Raw genomic sequence first — 18,806 nt, forward strand, 5'->3', positions numbered from 1 at the left:
TGGTCGTAGCGTCGAGCTATGAACTCCTCCCGCACCGACTCCGTCAGCCGCATCGCCCGGGAGGACTTCGGCTGGTCGTCGCTGCTCCCCGGTCAGCGCGAGGCGATCGAGTCGGCGGCCTCCGGGCGCGACACGCTGCTGGTGCTGGCGACGGGCGGCGGCAAGTCCGCGGTCTACCAGATCGCCGGAGCCGAGCGCGGCGGCGTCGTCCTGGTCGTCTCCCCGCTCGTCGCCCTGCAGGCCGACCAGCTCGCCGCGATCGAGGCGGCTCCGGCGGCCCCGCCCGCCGTCGCGATCAACTCCTCCCAGGGCGCCGCGGCCGTCGCCCGCGCCTGGGACCGGATCGACGAGGGCGGCCCGCTCTACGTGCTCCTGGCGCCCGAGCAGCTCGCCAAGCCCGAGAACGTGGCGCGTCTGGCGGCCGCGGGAGTGTCGCTCCTGGTCGTCGACGAGGCGCACTGCGTCTCCTCCTGGGGCCACGACTTCCGCCCCGACTACCTCCGCCTGGCCGATGTGCGCGGCGAGCTCGGAGACCCGCCGGTGCTCGCGATGACCGCCACCGCCTCCGGGCCGGTGCGCGACGAGATCATCGAGCGCCTCCGGATGACCGACCCCGAGATCCAGGTGCACGGCGTCGACCGTCCGGAGATCCGGCTGGTGGTGCACCGCCACGAGAGCGAGAACGAGAAGCGCGCCGCCGTGGTCGAGGAGGCCCGCAGCTGGACGGCTCCGGGCCTGGTCTACGTCGCCACCCGCAAGGAGACGGAGGCCTACGCGGCCGACATCGCGGCGGAGGGGCGCCGGGTCGCGGCGTACCACGCCGGACTCAAGGTGTCCGAGCGCAAGGTCGTGCACGAGCAGTGGCGCGCTGGCGAGCTCGACGTCGTCGTCGCGACCTCGGCCTTCGGGATGGGCATCGACCGGGCCGACGTCCGCTTCGTGCTGCACGCGACGACCACCGAGTCGCTCGACGCGTACTACCAGGAGATCGGCCGCGCGGGCCGCGACGGCGAGCCGGCGACGGGCGCGCTGCACTACCGCGCCGAGGATCTGGGTCTCCGCCGCTTCTTCGCCAAGCGCTCGGTCGACAAGGCCGCGCTGCGCGTGATCTGGGCGGCCGTCTCGGAGCAGCCGGGGCTGGACTCCGCGGCTCTCGCGAAGGAGCTGGGGAAGCCGGCCCGCACGATCGCCCGGATCGTCAACGATCTCGCGGACGCGGGGCTGGTGGAGACCGGCTCCGGTCTGCGCGGGACGCGCGAGGCCTCCGGCGACGAGGCCGTGCACGCGGTGAAGGAGGCTCTGGCCTCCCGCGAGCGGATCGCGGAGTCGCGCCTGTCGATGATGCGCGCGTACGCGGAGACCAGCCAGTGCCGCCGCCGAGTCCTGCTGGACTACTTCGGCGTGGAGTCGGCCGAGTGGTGCGGCAACTGCGACGGCTGCGAGCGGCACGAGGCGAGCGGCGAGACCGTCGAGGCGCCCGTGGACGCCCCTCTGAGCGTCGACGAGTCGGTGGAGCACCGCGAGTGGGGCGCCGGCACCGTGATGAGCGTGGAGGCCGACCGGGCGACGATCTTCTTCGAGTCCGAGGGCTACAAGGTGCTGTCGTTCCAGGCGCTCGAGTCCGGCGTCCTGCGCGAGCACGAGCACGCCTCCGCCTGACCCCGGCTCTCCGCGCCGGCCGATCGCCGCTCGCGGGACGCCGCTCCGGTACGGCAGGCACGGCGTGCCGTGCACCGGAGCGGCGTCCCGCGGAGGGGGTCAGACCTTCGAGACGGCCGAGCTCACGTCGGTGGGCTTCTCGTAGTCGCCGTCCGGGATCGCACGGAGGGCCTCGAGGACGTCGCCGTCCGCGCCCTCCTTCTCCGCGGTCTCGACGATCGTGTCCTTCGAGGCGGGGTAGTCGATGCCCGAGAGGTACTTCTGGATCTGGATCGGGTTGGGTGCGTCCATCGTGCTGTCCTTTCGTCGCCTTGCTGAGTGTTACGAGTGCTCTTCGGCGAAGAGCCGGTCGAAGGCGTCGACGCGCCGGTCGGTGACCGTCGTGGGCGTCTCGAGGTGCACGGCGCCGCTGGGCACGAGGCCCGCGCCGCCGAAGCGCTCCATGACGCGCCACTGCGCGGCGACGTCCTCACCGCTGTGCTCCGGGGGCAGCTGCTCCCAGAAGTCGAAGCCGCCGACGGCCAGGAGGGCGTCGCGGCGGTAGAGGACGCACGCGCCCAGCCAGGCGACCCGGTACGCGCGCCAGGCGCCCTCCGGGACGTCGAGGCGGGCGGCGACGTGCGTGAGATTCGCCGCGTTGTGCAGCGGCCAGCGCTCGAACTCCGGGGTTCCGCGCCGCACCCGCTCGGGCTCCACGCGCTCCTCCCAGGTCTCGAACGACTCGGTCTCGTGCGGGCGCACGTCCTCGAGGTAGGACAGGCCCTGCACCGCGGAGCCGACGAAGCCGCAGTCGAGGCGCTCGAGGGCCTCGTGCAGCCGCGAGAGCGTGCCCGGCTCGAGCCACACGTCGTCGTCGAGGAAGAGGACGGCCGGGGCGGTGGCGAGGGAGAGGAGGTAGTGCCTCTGCTCCGCGAGCCCGCGCCGGGGCAGGTGCCGGCGCACCACCGGAGCCCGGCCCTGCGCCTCCAGCACGCGCAGCATCGCGAGGATCGTCGGGTCGCTCTCGGCGACCGCGTCGTCGGACTGGTCGCTCACGATCACGCGGAAGGGCGGGTCGTCCTGGGCGGCGAGTCCGGCGAGCGTGGCGGCGAGCTCGGCACGGCGGCCGACCGTCGGCACCAGTACGTCGATCAGCGGCTGCCGGGGAGCCTCCGGGACCCCCCAGCGCCCGGACCACCGGCGGCTGGTCACGGCGCGGCCGATCGGATGCGCTGGACCATCTCGGTCGTGGAGTGCTCCGAGACGTAGCCGACCGTGGTGACGACGCCCCCGTAGGAGCGGACGACGGCCGCCTCCGCGAGCATGTCGGGGTTGTAGTCCCCGCCCTTCACGTAGACGTCGGGCTGCACGCGCTCGAGCAGCGGGATGGGGGTGTCTCCGCCGAAGAGCGTCACGTAGTCGACGCAGCCCAGCTCGGCGATCACGCCCGCGCGGTCGCCCTCCGGGTTGATCGGCCGTCCCTCGCCCTTCAGCCGCCGGACGGAGTCGTCGTCGTTCACCGCGACCACGAGCACATCGCCGAGCTCGCGGGCCTGGCGGAGGTAGGCGGTGTGGCCGCGGTGCAGGACGTCGAAGCAGCCGTTGGTGAACACCACGCGGCGACCGCGGCGCGACTGCTCCGCGAGGACCTCGACGAGGGCGTCCTCGCCGAGCACGACGGCGCCGGGAGCGGCGAGGGAGGCGAGCAGGTCGTCGCCCGAGCAGACGGAGGTGCCGGGGCGCTGCACGACCACGTCGGCGGCTGCCTGCGCCAGATCGACGGCGGTGGCCAGGGAGCGGCCGGCGGCGAGGGCGAGGGTGGCGGTCGCGGCGAAGGTGTCGCCGGCGCCGGACGCCTGCTTCTCCTCCGCGGGCTGAGCGAAGGTGCGGCTGACCGTGCCGTCGGCGTCGAGGGCGGTGGAGCCGTCCCGGTCGAGGGTGACCACGACGTGCCGGGCGCCCGAGCGGGCGCGCAGGTCGTCCGCCGCGTCGCGCACGGCGGCGGCCCGCTCCGTCCCGCGGCCGAGGGAGCCGCCGAGCAGCCGCTCCGCCTCCTTGGCGTTCGGGGTGACGAGGTCCGGCCGGGCGAAGGCCCAGTCGGCGAGCTCGTGCGCGTCGATCACGAGGAGGCCGGGGCGCTCGACGGCGAGCAGGCGCTCGACGGCCTCGCGGAGGATCCCCGAGCCGTAGTCGCAGACCAGGACGGCGTCGGCGCCCGAGGCGGCCTCGGCGGCGGCACCGGCGAGCAGGGCCAGCTCGTCGTCGGCCGGGCGGTGCGGGCCGGAGTCGACGCGCAGCATCACGCTGTCGCCGCCGACCACGCGGGTCTTGATCGTCGTCGCGGCGCCGGTGCGGACGACCCGGGAGGTGTCCAGGCCGGCCCGCTCGAGCGCGCGCACGAGCCGGTCGCCCTCGGAGTCGCGTCCGGCCACGCCGACCGTGCGGACGACGGCGCCCAGCGCGCGCAGGTTGGCGGCGGTGTTGGCGGCCCCGCCCGCGACGTCGACGACGTCCTCGAGCCGCAGGACCGGCGCGGGCGCCTCCCGCGTGACGCGCTCCGCCTCGCCGAGCCACCAGGAGTCGAGGATGAGGTCCCCGATCACGGCGACGACCGGTGGGCGCTCGTGGACGTGCGCCAGGAGGGCGCTCGCCCGCTGGAGCGCCGAGCCCTCGAGGCTCATCGCGCGCCTCCCGGCAGGACGGGCAGACCGAAGTGCACGACCGTGGTCGTGGTCATCTCGTCGAGCAGCTCCGGGCCGTAGCCGAAGCCGGAGCCGGATGCTCCGCGGGGCTGGGCGCTGCCGCCCGGCGCTCCTCCGAAGACGCCGTTGACCTTGACGGTGCCCACCGGCAGCGTCGCCGCGGCGCGGTGAGCGTGCTCCATGTCGGCGGTGAGGATCGAGGCGGCCAGGCCGTAGGGGCTCGCGGCGGCCAGGTCCAGGCCCTCGTCGAAGGAGTCGACGACGCGGATCGGCGCGACGGGCCCGAAGGTCTCCTCCGTCATCACCAGCATCGACTCGGTGCAGTCCGCCAGGACAGTCGCGGGGTAGAAGGTGCCGTCCCCGGGGGTGCCGCCGGTGAGGGCGCGCGCGCCGCTGTCGAGCGCCTCCGTGACGTGCTCGTGGACGGCGTCGCGCATGCGGGCGTCGACGAGGCGGGGGAGCGGGCCCGCGCTCCAGCGATCGGCCTCGGCGACGAGCGCCGCCGTGAACGCCTCGGCGATGTCGCGGTGCACGTAGATCCGCTCGACGGAGGTGCAGATCTGGCCGGCGTTGGCGAAGGCGCCCAGCGCGGCCTGCTCGGCGGCCCAGACCGGGTCGACGTCGCGGTCGACGACGAGCGCGTCGTTGCCGCCGTTCTCGAGGATCACGTGCGCGCCGGTGACGGCGGCGACCCGGGCGAGCGCGCGGCCGGTGGCGGTCGAGCCGACGTGGGCGAGGACATCGACGCCCTCGGTGCGCGCCAGCTCGTCGCCGACCGCCCCGTCGCCCTCGACCAGGGTCAGCACGCCCTCGGGCAGCGCCTCGGCGAGGATGCTCGTGAAGAGGGCGCCCGTGCCCGGGCTGCGCTCGCTCGGCTTGTGCACGATGACATCCCCGGAGACGATCGCGGCGCCCAGGAGGCCCGCGGCGACGGCGACCGGGTCGTTCCACGGAGTGAGGGCGAGCACGACACCGCGCGGGTGCGGCAGGGCCAGATCGACGTTGAGAGCCCCTCCGCGCAGGCTCCTCCCGCGGTGCAGCGGGCCGAGCTCGGCGTACTGGAGCAGCGTGTCGACACCGGCGCGCACGCCGCCCAGCGCGTCGCCGGCGGGCTTGCCCGTCTCCTGCGTGTTGAGGTCGGCGAGCTCCTGCTCGCGCTCGGCCACGCGGTGGGCGGCGGCACGGAGCAGGGCGCCGCGCTCGGCGGGCGCGGTGGCGGCCCACGCGGGGAACGCGGTCCGCGCGCGGCGGACGGCGTCGGCGGCGGTCGTGGCGGGGGTCGTGATGTCGATGGTCACGGTCACCTCTCGGTCGGGGGCGCCCGCGGAGTGGCGGACGCATCCGTCCGGTACCCGGGTGGTGCGCGCCTAGACACGCCGCCTCGGGAATCCGCCCCCGGATCGGCGACGAGGGCTCGCCGCCGATCCGGTTTCGGATCGGCCCCGGCGGGGAAGTGGAGGAGTGCACCGTCCCCGGAGCGGCGCCCGCGCGCCCTCCGCACCTGAGAGGAACCCGTCGTGGTCGCCATCACCCCCCTCCGAGAGCCCTTCGCCGGAGTCGAGAGGATCGCCGTCCTGCGCGGCGGCGGACTCGGCGACCTGCTGTTCGCGCTGCCCGCCGTCGACGCCCTCGCGGCCGCCTACCCGGGAGCCGAGATCACCCTGGTCGGGACGCCCGCGCACCGGGTCCTGCTGACGGGCGTCGAGTCGCCGATCGCCGACGTCGAGATCCTGCCGGTGGCGCAGGGCGTCCGCGACGGAGAGGGGGAGGACCCCCGGGTCGTCGAGGACTTCACCGAGCGGATGCGCGCGCGCCGCTTCGACCTGGCCGTGCAGCTGCACGGCGGCGGGCGCTACTCCAACCCGTTCCTCCAGCGCCTCGGCGCGCGCCACACGGTCGGGTCGCGCACCGACGACGCCGCGGAGCTCGAGCGCACGATCCCCTACGTCTACTACCAGCACGAGATGCTGCGGGCGCTCGAGATCGTCGGGCTGGCCGGAGCGCCCGCGACCCGCCTCGAGCCGGCGCTCGCCGTGGATCCGGAGCGGCGGGACCGCCTCGCCGCGGCGCTGCCCGCGGGCGGCCCGCTGGTGCTGATCCACCCCGGGGCGACCGATCCCCGCCGGCGCTGGCCCGCCGCCTCCTTCGCCGCCGTGGCGACGGAGCTGCTGGCGGACGGCGCGCGCGTGCTGGTGGTGGGCGACGCCTCCGACGTGCCCGCCGCCGACGAGATCGTCGCCGGAGCGCCGGGAGCGGTCTCCTGGGCGGGCGTCGTGGACCTCCCGGACCTCGCTCCGCTGCTCTCGCTCGCCGACCTCGTGCTCGGCAACGACTCCGGACCCCGCCATCTCGCCGCCGCGGTCGGCGCTCCGACGGTCGGGGTCTTCTGGGTGGGCAACGCGATCAACGCCGCGGCCCTCGGGCGGCAGCGCCACCGGGTGCAGCTGAGCTGGACCACGCACTGCCCGGTCTGCGGGCGCGACGCCACGCAGGTCGGCTGGACCGCTCCGCGCTGCGAGCACGACGTCACGTTCGTCGGCGACGTGCGCGTCGAGGCGGTGCTCGAGGACGTCCGCGGGGTGCTCGCCTCCACCCGCTGAACCGCGAGACGCCACCTCGGTACGCGACGCGCTGGGGCGTGCGAACCGAGGCGGCGTCTCGCGGAGGGGGATCCGGGGCGCGCCCGGATCAGCGGATCACGGCCAGGACGGCTCCTCCTCGTGCGTGATGACGAGCTCGCGGACCTCGCAGCCGCGCGGCTGGCCGAGGACGAACATGACCGCGTTCGCCACGTTCTCCGGATCGTTCAGCAGCGCGTCCGGACCCGGCTTGTACTGCTCGTCGCGGTCGTCGAAGAAGCGCGTCTTCATGCCCGACGGGATCAGCGTGGTCACGCCGATCTCGCCCTTGGTCTCGGCCGCGAGCGCGCGGGTGAAGCCGAGCACGCCGAACTTCGAGGCGCAGTACGCGGTCGCGTCCGAGACGGCCTTGATCGCGAGCGAGGAGGCGACGGTGACGACGCGGCCGTGGGTCTCGGTGAGGAAGGGCAGGGCCGCCCGGACGACGGCGGCGGTGCCGAGGAGGTTGACGGAGATGACGCGCTCCCACTCCTCCGGCTCCACGTCCACGAGGCGGCCGCAGCGGTCGATGCCGGCCGCGGTCACGACGGCGTCGAGCCCGCCGTGCTCGCGGGCGATCTCGACGACCGCCTTCTCGGCCTCGCGGGTCTTCGCGACGTCGACCTGGTAGGCGGCGACGCCCTCCTTCACCGACGAGACGTCGCGGTCGAGCACGATCGGGGAGCCGCCGGCGGCGGCGACCGCGGCGGCGACGGCCGCACCGAGCCCGGAGGCTCCTCCGGTGATCAGGACGCGGCCGATGGGGGTGGGAGTGGTGCTCATGGTTTCCTTCCGGGGGTGGTCTGCGGGCCTCGTGGGCCGCGGGTCAGCCGACGCGCGCGAGCGCGGCGGCGAGATGGGTGGTCGAGCGGCCCGGGTGGTACGGCACGGTCAGGACCCGGCCGCCCCACTCCGCCACCGTCGCCGTCTCGGGGAGGGACTCGGCGGAGTAGTCGCCGCCCTTCACCCAGACGTCGGGGCGGATGCGGCGCAGCGCCTCGTCCGGCGTGTCCTCGCCGAAGACCAGCACGGCGTCGACGCACTCGAGCGCGAGCAGCAGGTCGACGCGGTCGTCCTCGGGGATGATCGGCCGCGCCGCGCCCTTGAGGCGCCGGACGGAGTCGTCCGAGTTGAGGCAGACGATCAGGCAGTCGCCGAGAGCCCGTGCTGCGGAGAGGGTGCGGGCGTGGCCGGCGTGGAGCAGGTCGAAGCAGCCGCCCGTCGCGACCACCGTTCCTCCTGCCGCGCGGACGGACTCGGCGACGCGCAGGGCGTCCACCCCGCCGCCGTGGAGGGGTGCGGGGTCGGCGGGAGAGGAGAGGGAGGCGACCCCTCCCGCGAGGAGGTAGGCGCCGGCTGCGGCGACCGCCGCCTGCACCGCCTCCGACGTGCTCGCACCCTCGGCGAGGGCGACGGCGGCGGAGGCGGCGAACCGGTCGCCCGCGCCGCACGGGTCGGTGGGCGGCACGGCGACGGCCGGTGCGACGACCGGGACGCCGGCGCCGCGGGAGCGCAGCAGGGCGCCGGAGGATCCCATCGTCACGGTGACCGCACCGCAGCCCCAGCGCTCGAGGAGGGTGGTCGCGGCGGACTCGGCGCGCGTCACTCCGCGGCCGACGGCTCCCGAGAAGGCGGTGGCCTCGGCCAGGTTCGGGGTGGCGAGGGAGGTGGCGGCGACCGGCCGCGAGCCCCGCGGGTGCGGATCCCACACCAGCGGCACGGTGAGCGCGTCGAGCGCCGTGCGGAGCGACGGCTCCTCGGTCAGGCGGCGGCCGTAGTCGGCGACGATCACGGCGTCGGCGTCGGCGAGCGCGGCGAGCATGGCGTCGGTGACGCCGGGGACGGGCGGCGTCTCGCAGCCGCGGTCGATCCGTACGACGGCCTGGCCGGAGGCGGCGACGCGGGTCTTCACCGGCGTCGGCGCTCCCGAGGGCCCGGCGACCAGGCGGACGCCGGACAGCTCGGCGCGCAGCTCCGCCACGTCCGGATCCGAGTCCTCGGCGAGCGCGGTCACCAGCGTCACCTCGTGCCCATCGCGGGCGAGCATCCGGGCGACGAGCCCGGCACCGCCGGCGCGGGCGCTGCGGGCCGACACGTCGACCACGGGGACGGGGGCGTCCGGGCTCAGCCGCTCGGCGGGTCCGGAGAGGTCGACGTCGAGCATCACGTCGCCGACGACGACGAGGCGCAGGCGGCTCACGCGGCGGCCGCCGTCCGTGCGCGGATCCGGTGCTCGAAGGCCCGGCAGAGCGCGTGCACGAGCACCAGCTGCGCCTCCTGCACATTGGAGCCGTGGCCCTCGAGGGCGATCGCCTCGTCGCAGAGCTCGGTGAGCGGGTTCGGCCCCTCGCCGGTCAGCGCCCACGACCGGGCGCCCGCCGCACGGGCGGCCTCCGCGGCGTGGAGGAGGTTCGCGCTGCGTCCGCTGGTGGAGAGCAGCACCACGACGTCCCCCGCCCGGGCGTGCGCGGTGACCTGGCGCGAGAACACGTGGTCGAAGCCGTAGTCGTTGCCGATCGCGGTCAGGCTCGACGTCTCGGCGTGCAGCGAGATGGCGGAGAAGGGGACGCGGTCGCCGTCGAAGCGGCCGACGAGCTCGGCGGTGAGGTGCTGCGCCTCGGCCGCGGAGCCGCCGTTGCCCGCGGCGAGCAGGCGCGCGCCGGAGTGCAGGCGGTCGGCGAGCTCGACGCCCCAGGCGGCGATCCTGTCGGAGTGGCGCTCCAGCTGCGCGACCGCGTCGAGCGCGCGCGCCACGTGGTCGTCGACGAGGCGCCGGGCGGCGTCGGCCGGGGTGTCCAAAACGGTGTCGATGGTCGCGGTGTCGATGGTCATCGTCGCGGAGCCGCCTTCCGGGTGGTGGGGGATGAGGGTGCGCTCGTGGCGCCGGTGAGGAGCGACTCGTCGCCGAGGCCGGCGAGGGTCGTGACGTAGGCGCGCTCGGTGTCGGCGGCGACGCGGTCCCAGGAGTAGCGGGACTCGACGCGCTCGCGTCCGGCGGCCCCGTAGGCGCGGGCGCGGTCGGGGTCCTCCAGCAGCGAACCGAGGGCGGCGGCCAGGGCGACCGGGTCGCGCGGAGGCACGTGGACCCCGGTGACGTCCTCGACCACGGTGTCGATCAGGCCGCCCACGGAGGAGGCGACGACCGGCACGCCGCAGGCCATCGCCTCGAGCGGAGTGATGCCGAATGGCTCGTACCAGGGCGCGCAGACCACGACGTCGGCCGAGCGGAGCATCGCGGGCATCTCGGTCTGCGAGAGCTGGCCGACGAAGTCGACGCGGTCCGCGACGCCGAGGCTCTCGGCCACGCCGTGCAGCCGCTGGTACTCGGGGTCCGCGGTCAGCGCGTCGCCGGAGCCGGAGCCCCCGACGACGACGAGCTCGGCGTCGTGTCCGGCCGCAACCAGGTGCGCGAGCGCCTCGATCGCGATGCCCATGCCCTTGCGCGGCACCAGGCGTCCGATGGTCATCAGCCGCGAGCGCTCGCCGCGGGGCGCGACCGGGCCCTCGACCGAGAACCGGTCGATGTCGACTCCGCAGGGCACCACCGAGATGCGCGAGGTCGGCACGCCGAGCCCCTTGAGCTCGAAGGCCTCGTCCGAGCAGGTGGCGACGACGCCGTCGGCCTTCTGGCCCACTCCGGGCTCGAGCCAGGCGCGCTCCTCGGGGCTGGTGTCGAGCGCACCCTGCTGGCGGCGCTTGACCACGCCCAGCGCGTGGAAGGTGTGGAGGACGGGCACGCGCCGCCCGGTGGCGCGCTCCACCCGCTCGGAGGCGTCGAGCGCGGCGACCCCGGACATCCAGAAGTGGCTGTGCACGAGGTCCGGCCGCTCCTGCAGCCACTCCTCGGCGAGGTCGACGGCGAAGTCGCCCATGAAGGGCAGCAGCTCGTCCTTGGAGACGCGGCGCGGCGGGCCGGCGTCGATGTGCACGACCTCGACTCCCGAGGTGAAGGGCACGCGCCGGGGCAGGGAGGTGTCGTCGCGGCGGGTGTAGACGACCACGCGGTGGCCGCGGCGGGCGAGCGCGTCGGCGAGCGCCGCCACGTGGACGTTCTGGCCGCCGGCGTCGACGCCGCCGAGGGTCGCCAGCGGGCTCGCGTGCTCCGAGACCATGGCGATCGTCAGCGCGGGCGCGGCGGAGAGGTGCTGCTTCATCGGGTGCTCCCTTCCAGAGCGGGCTCCGGCGACCGGCGTCCGGGGAGGTCGGCGAGGACTTCGTCCCAGTCGCGGTGGAACCGGGCGAGGCCGTAGCGCGCGAGCGCGGCCTCGCGGGCGACGGCGCCGGCGCGGGCGGCGCGGTCCGGGTCCTCGACGAGCGCCCGGGCCGAGGCGACGAGGGCGTCGAGGTCGTTCGAGACCGCTCCGGCCTCGGGCGGGACGGCGCGCCCCGCCTCCGTCACGTCGAGCGCGACGACGGGCATCCCGAGGTGCATCGCCTCCAGCAGCGCGAGGCCGAGGGAGGTCCAGCGGAACGGGTGCAGGTAGACCCGGCGGCGGGCCAGGGCCGCGTGCATCGCCTGCGTGCGGACGTCGCCGAGGACCGTCACGTCCTCCAGGCCCGGCAGCTCGGCGAGCCGGTCGGTCTTCATCCCGAAGACGTCCAGCGGAGCGACCGCGCCGAAGCGGGGGAGCAGGTCGGTCCCGGCGACCCGGCCCCGGCGGACGGGCTCGTTGACGACCACGCCGAAGTGCGGCAGCTCGCCGGTGTAGAGGGGACCCGGGTCGTGGATCCCGTGCTCGATCACCGTCGTCCGCGTCGATCCGGTGTCCCACATCAGGGCGTTGAAGTGGGTGACGTGGACGATCAGCAGGTCGTCGCGGTCGGCGAGCGGGTGGCGGTTGTCCGGCACGTCCCCGCGGGGGGTGTTGTGCTCCAGGTAGACGGCGGGCACGTCGCGGCCGAGGCGTCGCCCGAGCAGGCGCTCGGCCTCGGCGAGCTCCTCGGGCCTCTGGAGGAGGACCGCGTCGACGTCGGCGTCGTGCAGCTCCTCGGGGGCGATCTCGACGGCGCTCGGCCAGTCGCGGCCGCCGGTGCCCAGGCCCCAGCTGTCGCGGGGCGGAGTCGTGGGGAGCAGGTAGGTGTGGGCGCCGCGGACGAAGGCGTCCGCCCAGCCGCCGTGCACGTGCCAGAGCAGGATCCTCATGCGATGGCCTCTCTCGGGGAAGTCGTGGGTCGGAGTCGGAGGGCGGCGGCGACCGCCTCCTCGGCGCTCACCCCCGCGAGGCACGGATGGCCGGGGACGGGGCACACGCGGGCGCGCGAGCCGGCGCAGGGCGCATCCTGGTCGCCGAGCAGCGCGACCGGGACGCCGTAGGGCGCCCAGCGCACGGCCGGGACGACCGGCGCGAAGAGGCTCACCACGGGGGTGCCGACCGCGGCGGCGAGGTGCGCGGGGCCGGTGTTGCCGCAGATCACGACGTCTGCGCCGGCCAGCACCTCGGCGGCGCCGGCGAAGTCCGTCGCCCCGCCGAGGTCGATGCCGCGGGAGCCCGCGACCTCGGCCGTGAGGGAGCGCTCGCCCGGGCCGCCGGTGACGACGACAGCGAGGCCCGCGTCCGCCAGCAGCTCGACGGCGCGGGCCGCGTTCGCCGCGGGCCAGGCGCGGGCGGGGACGGCTGCCCCGGGGTGCACGACCACGTAGGGGCCGATCCCCTCGAGAGCGGCGGGCAGCACGCCCTCGCGGCGCACGCGGAGCCGTCCGTCGTCGCCGGCGGGCAGCGCGAAGCCGGCCGCCGCCGCGATCGCGAGCGCGCGCTCCGGCTCCGGCTGGTCCTCCTCGAGGGTCTCGCCCGGGACGAGGCGCACATCGAGCAGGGCGCCCGCGAAGTCGACCGAGGCGCCCGTGATGCGGGCGACACCGGCGAGGCGGAGCAGCAGGGCCAGCGGAAGCGGCGACTGGTGGAAGGAGGTGAGGATCACGGCCTCGTCCGGCGCGAACTCCTCGACGATCGCGCGCAGCTCGTCGACGAGCTCGGCGTCGACGGGGCGGGAGGCGTCGCCGATCCACGGGCACCACCAGGTGCGGACGGAGGAGGGACCCGGCAGCAGCGCGGCCGCGGGCGCTCCCTGCGGACCGCTCAGCAGCAGCACCTCGGCGTCGGCCGCGATCGCGCGAATGGCGGGTCCGCACAGCAGGACGTCTCCCGCGCTGTCCAGGCGGGCGACGAGCACGCGGCGCCTCACTCGGCGTCCTCGTCGGGCTGCATCGCGAGCAGCAGCTCGACCGCCTCGAGGAGCGTCGCCGCCTGCAGCGGAGCGGCGTCCACCTCCTCGGCGCGGGTGATCGGAGTCGGCACCAGCACTCCACGGGCGCCGGCCGCGGCGGCGGCGCCGACGTCGGCCCCGATGTCGCCGATCACGGCGAGGGATCGGGCCGGCAGTCCCAGCTGCTCGGCGGCGCCGAGCACCATGCCGGGCCGGGGCTTCCGGCAGGAGCAGCCGTCCTCCGGGCCGTGGGGGCAGAGCATCCACACGTCGAAGCCGCCGAAGAGCTCGTCCACGCGCCGGTTCACCGCGTCGGCCTGGCCGCGGTCGATGATCCCGCGGGCGATCCCGGACTGGTTGGTGACCACGCCCACGGCCAGCCCCGCCTCGCGCGCCCGCTCGACCGCGGCGAGGGCGGTGGGCATCGGGGAGACCTGCGCCGGGTCGCCGTTGTAGGGCACGTCGACCACGAGCGTCGCATCGCGGTCGAAGAGGATCCCCCGCAGGCGCGGGGCCCTCGCGCGCTCGTCGGCGCTCCGGGAGGAGGAGTCGTTCACCTTCTCCTCGTACCCCTCGACCGGGGATGTAAACCCCCTTCCGGAGAAGTCGGTCCGTCCGGGCGCGTCGTTCGCATTTGCGGGCGGCGCGTCTGAGGTGCGCGCAGCGGGGTACGGGGACTCCGACAGGAAGGAGGCGCCGTGCGCGCTCTCACCGCCCCGGACGGGACTCCGGAGATCCTCGCGCTGCGCGCCCTCAAGCTCGGCGACCTGCTCGTCGCCGTCCCGGCGCTCAAGGCCCTGCGCCGAGGCTTCCCGGACCACCGGCTGATCATGGCGACCACGCCCTGGCTCGAGCCGATCGTCGACCTGGTCGAGGGCCTGGACGCGCTCGTGCCCACCCTCCACGGACTCGACGACCCGCTGCCGATGGCCGCCGGCCGCGTCGAGCTCGGCGTGAACCTCCACGGCAACGGCCCGGAGTCGCGGCTGCGGCTGCGCGAGATCGCGCCCGAGCGCACGCTCGAGTTCCGCGTCCCGGCGCTGGACCCGGGCGCGGGCCCGGAGGACCCGCGGCCGCTCTGGATCGACGGCGAGCTCGAGCGCGCACGCTGGGCCCGCCTGGTGAACTCGATCGGTCTCGACGCCGACCCCGAGGACGTCGCGATCGCCGTCCCCGAGGAGCCCGCCTCGGCCCCCGGAGCCGCCGTCGTGCACATCGGGGCCTTCTACGGCTCGCGCGAGTGGCCGGCGGAGCGCTTCGCCGCGGTGGCGCGCTCCCTCACCGCCGAGGGGCACCGCGTCGTCTACACCGGAGGCGCGAACGAGGCCGACCGCGCCCGCCGCGTCGCCGAGCTCGCCGGCACGGGCGAGGTGCTGGCGGGGGAGCTCGCGCTCAGCGGGTTCGCCGCGGTCGTCGCGGCCGCCGAGGTCGTGGTGACCGTCGACACCGGGGCCGCGCACCTCGCCTCCGCGTACGGCGTCCCCTCGGTCGTGATCTTCGGTCCGGCACCTCCCGAGGCCTGGGGTCCTCCGGCCTCGGGTCCGCACGTCGTGCTGACCGACGCCTCCCTCCGCCGCGGCGACGTCTTCTCCGCCGAGCCGGATCCGGCGCTGCTCGCGGTCCAGGTCGACGACGTCCTCGCCGCCCTCGCATCGCTCCCGTCGCGTGCCGAGGCCCACCTCAGGCGGACTTCAGCCGCGTCGCCGGTCGGACCGGAGTGACCGTGGCCACGCGGGCCCGGGGAGCGCGCGGCTGATGGCTGCGCGAGGGGGCGCCGAGCCTGTCGGCGAGCTGCGCGAGGATCCGCCGCTGCAGGCGCGAGACCTGCATCTGCGTCGTTCCCAGCGCGTCGGCGATCTGCTGCTGGGTGCGCTCCTCGACGAAGCGCATCCGCAGGAGCTCGCGCTGGCCCTCCTCGAGCTCGGCGAGGGCCTCGGCGAGCCCGTGCCGCCGGTCGATCTCGAGCAGGCGCTCGTCCTCGCCGCCGAGGGTGTCGCCCAGGCCGACGCCGCCCTCGCCCGCGGTCTCGTCGAGGGAGAGCGGATGCCCCGCGAGGCGCGCGTCGGCCACCTCCGCCGCGTCCACTCCGAGGCGGCGGGCGATCTCGCGGTCGGTGGGGTGCCGGCCGAGCTCCTGCGCGAGCTCGTCGGCGACGACGGCGGAGCGGCGGTGCAGCTCCTGCACACCGCGCGGCGGCCGGATCATCCAGCCGAGGTCGCGGAGGTGGCGCTTGAGCTCGCCGGTGATCGTGGGGACGGCGAACGCGGCGAAGCTGTCGCCGCGCTCGGGAGTGAAGCGGCGGGCGGCCTTCACGAGGCCCACGTAGGCGACCTGGCGCAGATCCGCCCAGTCGCCTCCGCTCCGGGAGACCCGGCGGGCCATGGCCTCGGCCAGGCCCAGGTGGTCGAGCACGATGCGCTCGCGGATGCGCGCGCCCTCGGCGGCCTCCGCGCTCACCGCGGCCTGGAAGAGCGAGAGCGTGCGGGCGTCCTTCTCCTCCCGCGCCGCCTCGGTGAGGACGCTCGGACGGTCGGTGCGGGGGTCGAGATCGATCGTGCTCATCAGTGCTCCTTCCGGGCACGCTCGCGCGGAGGCCCGGCGCGGCCTGCGGTGCGGCGCTCGGGCCCTCTCGACGAGAGGCCCGGGGTCAGCGCACCACTGCTCCTGCTCCCTCGGGGAGTCCGTTGACTCGGAGCAGTGCTGTCCGGTAGAAGCAGTGGCCGCGAGGCGCGCACCGTGCCCGGCGCTGAGGCGCCACGGCCCCCGCGATCCCGGGCGCCGCACCGCCTCCCGCCGGTAGGATCGGCCCCGTATGTCTGAGCTCACCCCGCCCCTGGAAAGCGCGCCGGACGCGCACCCGTTCACGACCGCGACCGGGAGCGACGTCCGCGTCCGCTTCTGCCCCTCGCCGACCGGGACCCCGCACGTCGGCCTCATCCGCACCGCCCTGTTCAACTGGGCGTACGCGCGCCACACCGGCGGCACGTTCGTCTTCCGCATCGAGGACACGGACGCCGCCCGCGACAGCGAGGAGAGCGTGGAGCAGATCCTCGACGCGCTGCGCTGGCTGAGGCTCGACTGGGACGAGGGCGTCGGAGTCGGCGGCCCGCACGGCCCGTACCGGCAGTCCGAGCGCACCGATGTCTACCTCGACGTGATCGCGCGCCTGACGGCCTCGGGGCACCTCTACGAGAGCTACTCCACGGCCGAGGAGATCGATGCGCGCAACGAGGCGGCCGGCCGCGCGAAGCAGCACGGGTACGACAACCACGACCGCGACCTCACCGAGGAGCAGCGCGCCGCCTTCCGCGCCGAGGGCCGCGCCCCGGCGCTGCGCCTGCGCGTGCCGGACGCCGACCTGTCCTTCGACGACCTGGTCCGCGGCCCGATCACGTTCCCCGCGGGCTCCTTCAGCGACTTCGTCGTGGTGCGCCCCAACGGCCAGCCGCTCTACACGCTGGTGAACCCGGTCGACGACGCGATCATGCAGATCACCCACGTGCTGCGCGGCGAGGACATCCTCCCCTCGACCGCCCGGCAGATCGCGCTGTACCACGCGCTGATCGACATCGGAGTGACGACCTTCGTCCCGCGCTTCGGGCACCTCCCCTACGTGATGGGCGACGGCAGCAAGAAGCTCTCCAAGCGCGACCCGTCCTCGAACCTCTTCCACCACCGCGACCGCGGCTTCATCCCGGAGGGCCTGGTCAACTACCTCGCCCTGCTCGGCTGGTCGCTCACGCACGATCGCGACGTCTTCTCGATCGACGAGATGGTCGCCGCCTTCGACGTCGCCGACGTGAACCCCAATCCGGCCCGCTTCGACCTCAAGAAGGCCGAGTCGATCAACGGCGACCACATCCGCCTCCTGGCCGTCGACGACTTCACCGAGCGGACGATCCCGTACCTCGTGGCGGCCGGAGTGCTCGCGGGCGAGCCGACCGCCGAGCAGCGCGCGGTGCTCGACGCCGCCGCGCCCCTCGTGCAGGAGCGGATCGGCCTGCTCGGGGAGGCCCCCGGCATGCTCGGGTTCCTCTTCACCGCCTCCGAGGCGCTCGAGTACGACGAGGACGCGCTGAAGGGCCTGCCCGCGAACGCCGGCGAGGTGCTCGCCGCCTCGATCGGCGCCCTCGAGCTCGTCCCCGCGTCCGAGTGGCTGACGGCCTCGATCCAGGAGGCGCTCGCCTCCGCGCTGATCGAGGGCCTCGGCCTCAAGCCCCGCATCGCCTACGGGCCGCTGCGCACCGCGGTCTCCGGACGCCGCGTCTCGCCGCCGCTGTTCGAATCGATGGAGATCCTCGGCAAGCAGGAGTCGATCGCCCGCCTCGACCGCCTGGGCGCTCACCTCGGCGCCTCCCGGCAGGCCTGACCGTGGCGGAGACGGTCGGCGGACGATACGACGTCGTCGTGATCGGCGGGGGCCCCGCCGGGCTCTCCACCGCGCTCAACCTCGTCCGGGCGCGCCGGAGCGTGCTGCTGCTCGACAGCAACCGCCCGCGGAACGCTGCGACCCTGCACTCGCACGGGTTCCTCACCCGCGACGGCATCTCGCCGCTCGAGCTGCGCCGCCTCGGCCGCGAGGAGTTCGAGCGCTACGAGGCCGCCGAGGTGCACAACGCCCTGGTGACCTCGGTCGAGCGCTCCGGCGGCGAGTTCGTGGTCGGCGCGCGCGGCGTGCGCGGCAGCGCGGACCGCTCCGTCGTCGCCACCGCCGTCGTGGTCGCCGCGGGGCTCCTCGAGACGCCGCCCGCGCTCCCGAGCCTGCGCGCCTACTACGGCACCGCCGTGCACAGCTGCATGGAGTGCGACGGCTACGAGAAGGCGGGGGAGGCGCTCGCCCTGATCGGCGAGACCGACGACCTCGCGGAGCGGGCCATGCTCCTCTCGCAGTGGTCGACCGACCTGATCGTCTTCACCAACGGCGTCGGGACGGTGAGCGACGCCGACGAGTCGCTGCTCGCCTCCATCGGCATCCGGGTCGACCGGCGCCCGGTCGCCGACCTCGCCGGGGAGCGCGCCGAGATGACCGGCGTCCGCCTCGTCGACGGCGACGTAGTGCCGCGCACCGGCGCGTTCGTCCGCCCCGTCTGGACGCCCGCGCTGGACTACCTGGACGCGGTCGGCCCCGACCGCGACGCCGACGGCTTCCTCCGCGTCGACGCCGGTGGCCGCACGTCCGTCCCCGGCCTCTACGCCGCCGGCGAGGTCACCCCTCCCGGCCCGCAGCAGCTGATCGTCGCCGCCGGATCGGGCGCCCAGGTCGCCTCCGCGATCAACCGCGACCTCGTCCGCGCCCGCCTCGGCGAGGCCGCCCCGGAGTCCGAGGGCAGCGTCGTCCGCGGCTCGATTTGAGCGGGATGCCCGCGTAGGGTACTGTCGTCTCTCGGCGCTCGGGTCTCGATCCGGTCGCCGCCTGGTCCCGGGATCACCTCCGGATGACCATTGGGGTATGGTGTAATTGGCAACACGGCTGATTCTGGTTCAGTTGTTCTTGGTTCGAGTCCAGGTACCCCAGCACTGATCTCTTCCGCGGCATTCCGCGCGACGCCCTCGTTCGTGGCGTCCTCCTCCGGGCCCGCCCCCGCGTGAACCGCTCTCGGCGGCGTCCGCAGTATCCCCCCTCCGGCCGACGCGGCCGTCCGAG

Annotated in this window: 17 protein-coding genes and 1 tRNA gene; 6 read left to right on the plus strand and 12 right to left on the minus strand. The window is 75.2% G+C overall.

The annotated features are described in order from the left end of the window. The first annotated feature begins 18 nt into the window (after positions 1-18). Entirely contained in the window at positions 19-1,659 is a 1,641-nt protein-coding gene (locus C5C99_RS04705; protein WP_104247444.1) for a RecQ family ATP-dependent DNA helicase, read from the plus strand. 99 nt (positions 1,660-1,758) lie between these two features. On the opposite strand, the gene C5C99_RS04710 is transcribed toward C5C99_RS04705, so the two are convergent. Genes C5C99_RS04710 through C5C99_RS04725 form a run of 4 tightly spaced genes read right to left on the minus strand, consistent with a single transcriptional unit; the run spans position 1,759 to position 5,638 of the window. After that, positions 1,759-1,950: a DUF2795 domain-containing protein gene (locus C5C99_RS04710; protein ID WP_104223528.1), complete on the minus strand. Its 192-nt coding sequence runs from the start codon at positions 1,948-1,950 to the stop codon at positions 1,759-1,761. A 30-nt stretch (positions 1,951-1,980) separates the two neighbouring features. Further along, entirely contained in the window at positions 1,981-2,850 is an 870-nt protein-coding gene (locus tag C5C99_RS04715) for a glycosyltransferase family A protein (RefSeq protein WP_219812158.1), read from the minus strand. Next, positions 2,847-4,319 (minus strand): D-glycero-beta-D-manno-heptose 1-phosphate adenylyltransferase, encoded by a 1,473-nt coding sequence (gene rfaE2 / locus C5C99_RS04720; RefSeq protein ID WP_104339677.1) that lies wholly within the window; start codon positions 4,317-4,319, stop codon positions 2,847-2,849. The genes C5C99_RS04715 and rfaE2 overlap by 4 nt, the downstream gene beginning before the upstream one ends. After that, entirely contained in the window at positions 4,316-5,638 is a 1,323-nt protein-coding gene (locus tag C5C99_RS04725; RefSeq protein WP_258063630.1) for an aldehyde dehydrogenase, read from the minus strand. The genes rfaE2 and C5C99_RS04725 overlap by 4 nt, the downstream gene beginning before the upstream one ends. Positions 5,639-5,857: 219 nt before the next feature. On the opposite strand from C5C99_RS04725, the gene C5C99_RS04730 reads away from it, so the two are divergent. Continuing rightward, the gene (locus tag C5C99_RS04730; protein WP_104339679.1) at positions 5,858-6,940 is read left to right on the plus strand and encodes a glycosyltransferase family 9 protein; all 1,083 of its coding nucleotides are present in this window, start codon (positions 5,858-5,860) and stop codon (positions 6,938-6,940) included. 96 nt (positions 6,941-7,036) lie between these two features. Here C5C99_RS04730 and C5C99_RS04735 read toward each other — a convergent pair whose 3' ends face one another. Genes C5C99_RS04735 through C5C99_RS04765 form a run of 7 tightly spaced genes read right to left on the minus strand, consistent with a single transcriptional unit; the run spans position 7,037 to position 13,719 of the window. Then, positions 7,037-7,741, minus strand: coding sequence for an SDR family oxidoreductase (locus tag C5C99_RS04735; protein ID WP_104309441.1), 705 nt, complete (start codon positions 7,739-7,741; stop codon positions 7,037-7,039). A 43-nt stretch (positions 7,742-7,784) separates the two neighbouring features. Then, entirely contained in the window at positions 7,785-9,149 is a 1,365-nt protein-coding gene (locus C5C99_RS04740) for a PfkB family carbohydrate kinase (RefSeq protein ID WP_104339690.1), read from the minus strand. 5 nt (positions 9,150-9,154) lie between these two features. Then, positions 9,155-9,790, minus strand: a complete 636-nt coding sequence (locus tag C5C99_RS04745) for an SIS domain-containing protein (RefSeq protein WP_104247441.1) — start codon at positions 9,788-9,790, stop codon at positions 9,155-9,157. Further along, on the minus strand, positions 9,787-11,082 hold the full coding sequence (locus tag C5C99_RS04750; RefSeq protein ID WP_104337409.1) for a glycosyltransferase: 1,296 nt from the start codon (positions 11,080-11,082) through the stop codon (positions 9,787-9,789). The genes C5C99_RS04745 and C5C99_RS04750 overlap by 4 nt, the downstream gene beginning before the upstream one ends. 26 nt (positions 11,083-11,108) lie before the next feature. Continuing rightward, the gene (locus tag C5C99_RS04755) at positions 11,109-12,101 is read right to left on the minus strand and encodes a glycosyltransferase (protein WP_104339680.1); all 993 of its coding nucleotides are present in this window, start codon (positions 12,099-12,101) and stop codon (positions 11,109-11,111) included. Next, the gene (locus C5C99_RS04760; protein ID WP_219813603.1) at positions 12,098-13,141 is read right to left on the minus strand and encodes a glycosyltransferase family 9 protein; all 1,044 of its coding nucleotides are present in this window, start codon (positions 13,139-13,141) and stop codon (positions 12,098-12,100) included. The genes C5C99_RS04755 and C5C99_RS04760 overlap by 4 nt, the downstream gene beginning before the upstream one ends. Continuing rightward, positions 13,138-13,719 carry an HAD-IIIA family hydrolase gene (locus C5C99_RS04765; protein WP_104226264.1) on the minus strand — a complete coding sequence of 194 codons (582 nt, stop codon included), beginning with the start codon at positions 13,717-13,719 and terminating at the stop codon, positions 13,138-13,140. Before C5C99_RS04765 ends, C5C99_RS04760 begins: the two co-directional genes overlap by 4 nt. 141 nt (positions 13,720-13,860) lie before the next feature. On the opposite strand from C5C99_RS04765, the gene C5C99_RS04770 reads away from it, so the two are divergent. Next, complete coding sequence (locus tag C5C99_RS04770) at positions 13,861-14,883, plus strand: glycosyltransferase family 9 protein (RefSeq protein WP_104339681.1); 1,023 nt, start codon at positions 13,861-13,863, stop codon at positions 14,881-14,883. Here C5C99_RS04770 and C5C99_RS04775 read toward each other — a convergent pair. Beyond that, complete coding sequence (locus C5C99_RS04775) at positions 14,843-15,724, minus strand: sigma-70 family RNA polymerase sigma factor (protein ID WP_104339682.1); 882 nt, start codon at positions 15,722-15,724, stop codon at positions 14,843-14,845. The two genes, C5C99_RS04770 and C5C99_RS04775, sit on opposite strands and share 41 nt — an antisense overlap. A 250-nt stretch (positions 15,725-15,974) precedes the next feature. On the opposite strand from C5C99_RS04775, the gene gltX reads away from it, so the two are divergent. The 3 genes from gltX to C5C99_RS04790 all read left to right on the plus strand — a co-directional run bounded on the left by gltX (position 15,975) and on the right by C5C99_RS04790 (position 18,677). Beyond that, positions 15,975-17,531: a glutamate--tRNA ligase gene (gltX, locus tag C5C99_RS04780; protein ID WP_104339683.1), complete on the plus strand. Its 1,557-nt coding sequence runs from the start codon at positions 15,975-15,977 to the stop codon at positions 17,529-17,531. Positions 17,532-17,533: 2 nt separating this feature from the next. After that, positions 17,534-18,514, plus strand: coding sequence for an NAD(P)/FAD-dependent oxidoreductase (locus C5C99_RS04785; RefSeq protein ID WP_181074539.1), 981 nt, complete (start codon positions 17,534-17,536; stop codon positions 18,512-18,514). Between the two features lie 91 nt (positions 18,515-18,605). Beyond that, a tRNA-Gln gene (locus C5C99_RS04790) sits at positions 18,606-18,677 on the plus strand. Positions 18,678-18,806: the final 129 nt, after the last annotated feature.

This window comes from Rathayibacter sp. AY1C4 (genome assembly GCF_002932195.1).
Taxonomy (GTDB): domain Bacteria; phylum Actinomycetota; class Actinomycetes; order Actinomycetales; family Microbacteriaceae; genus Rathayibacter.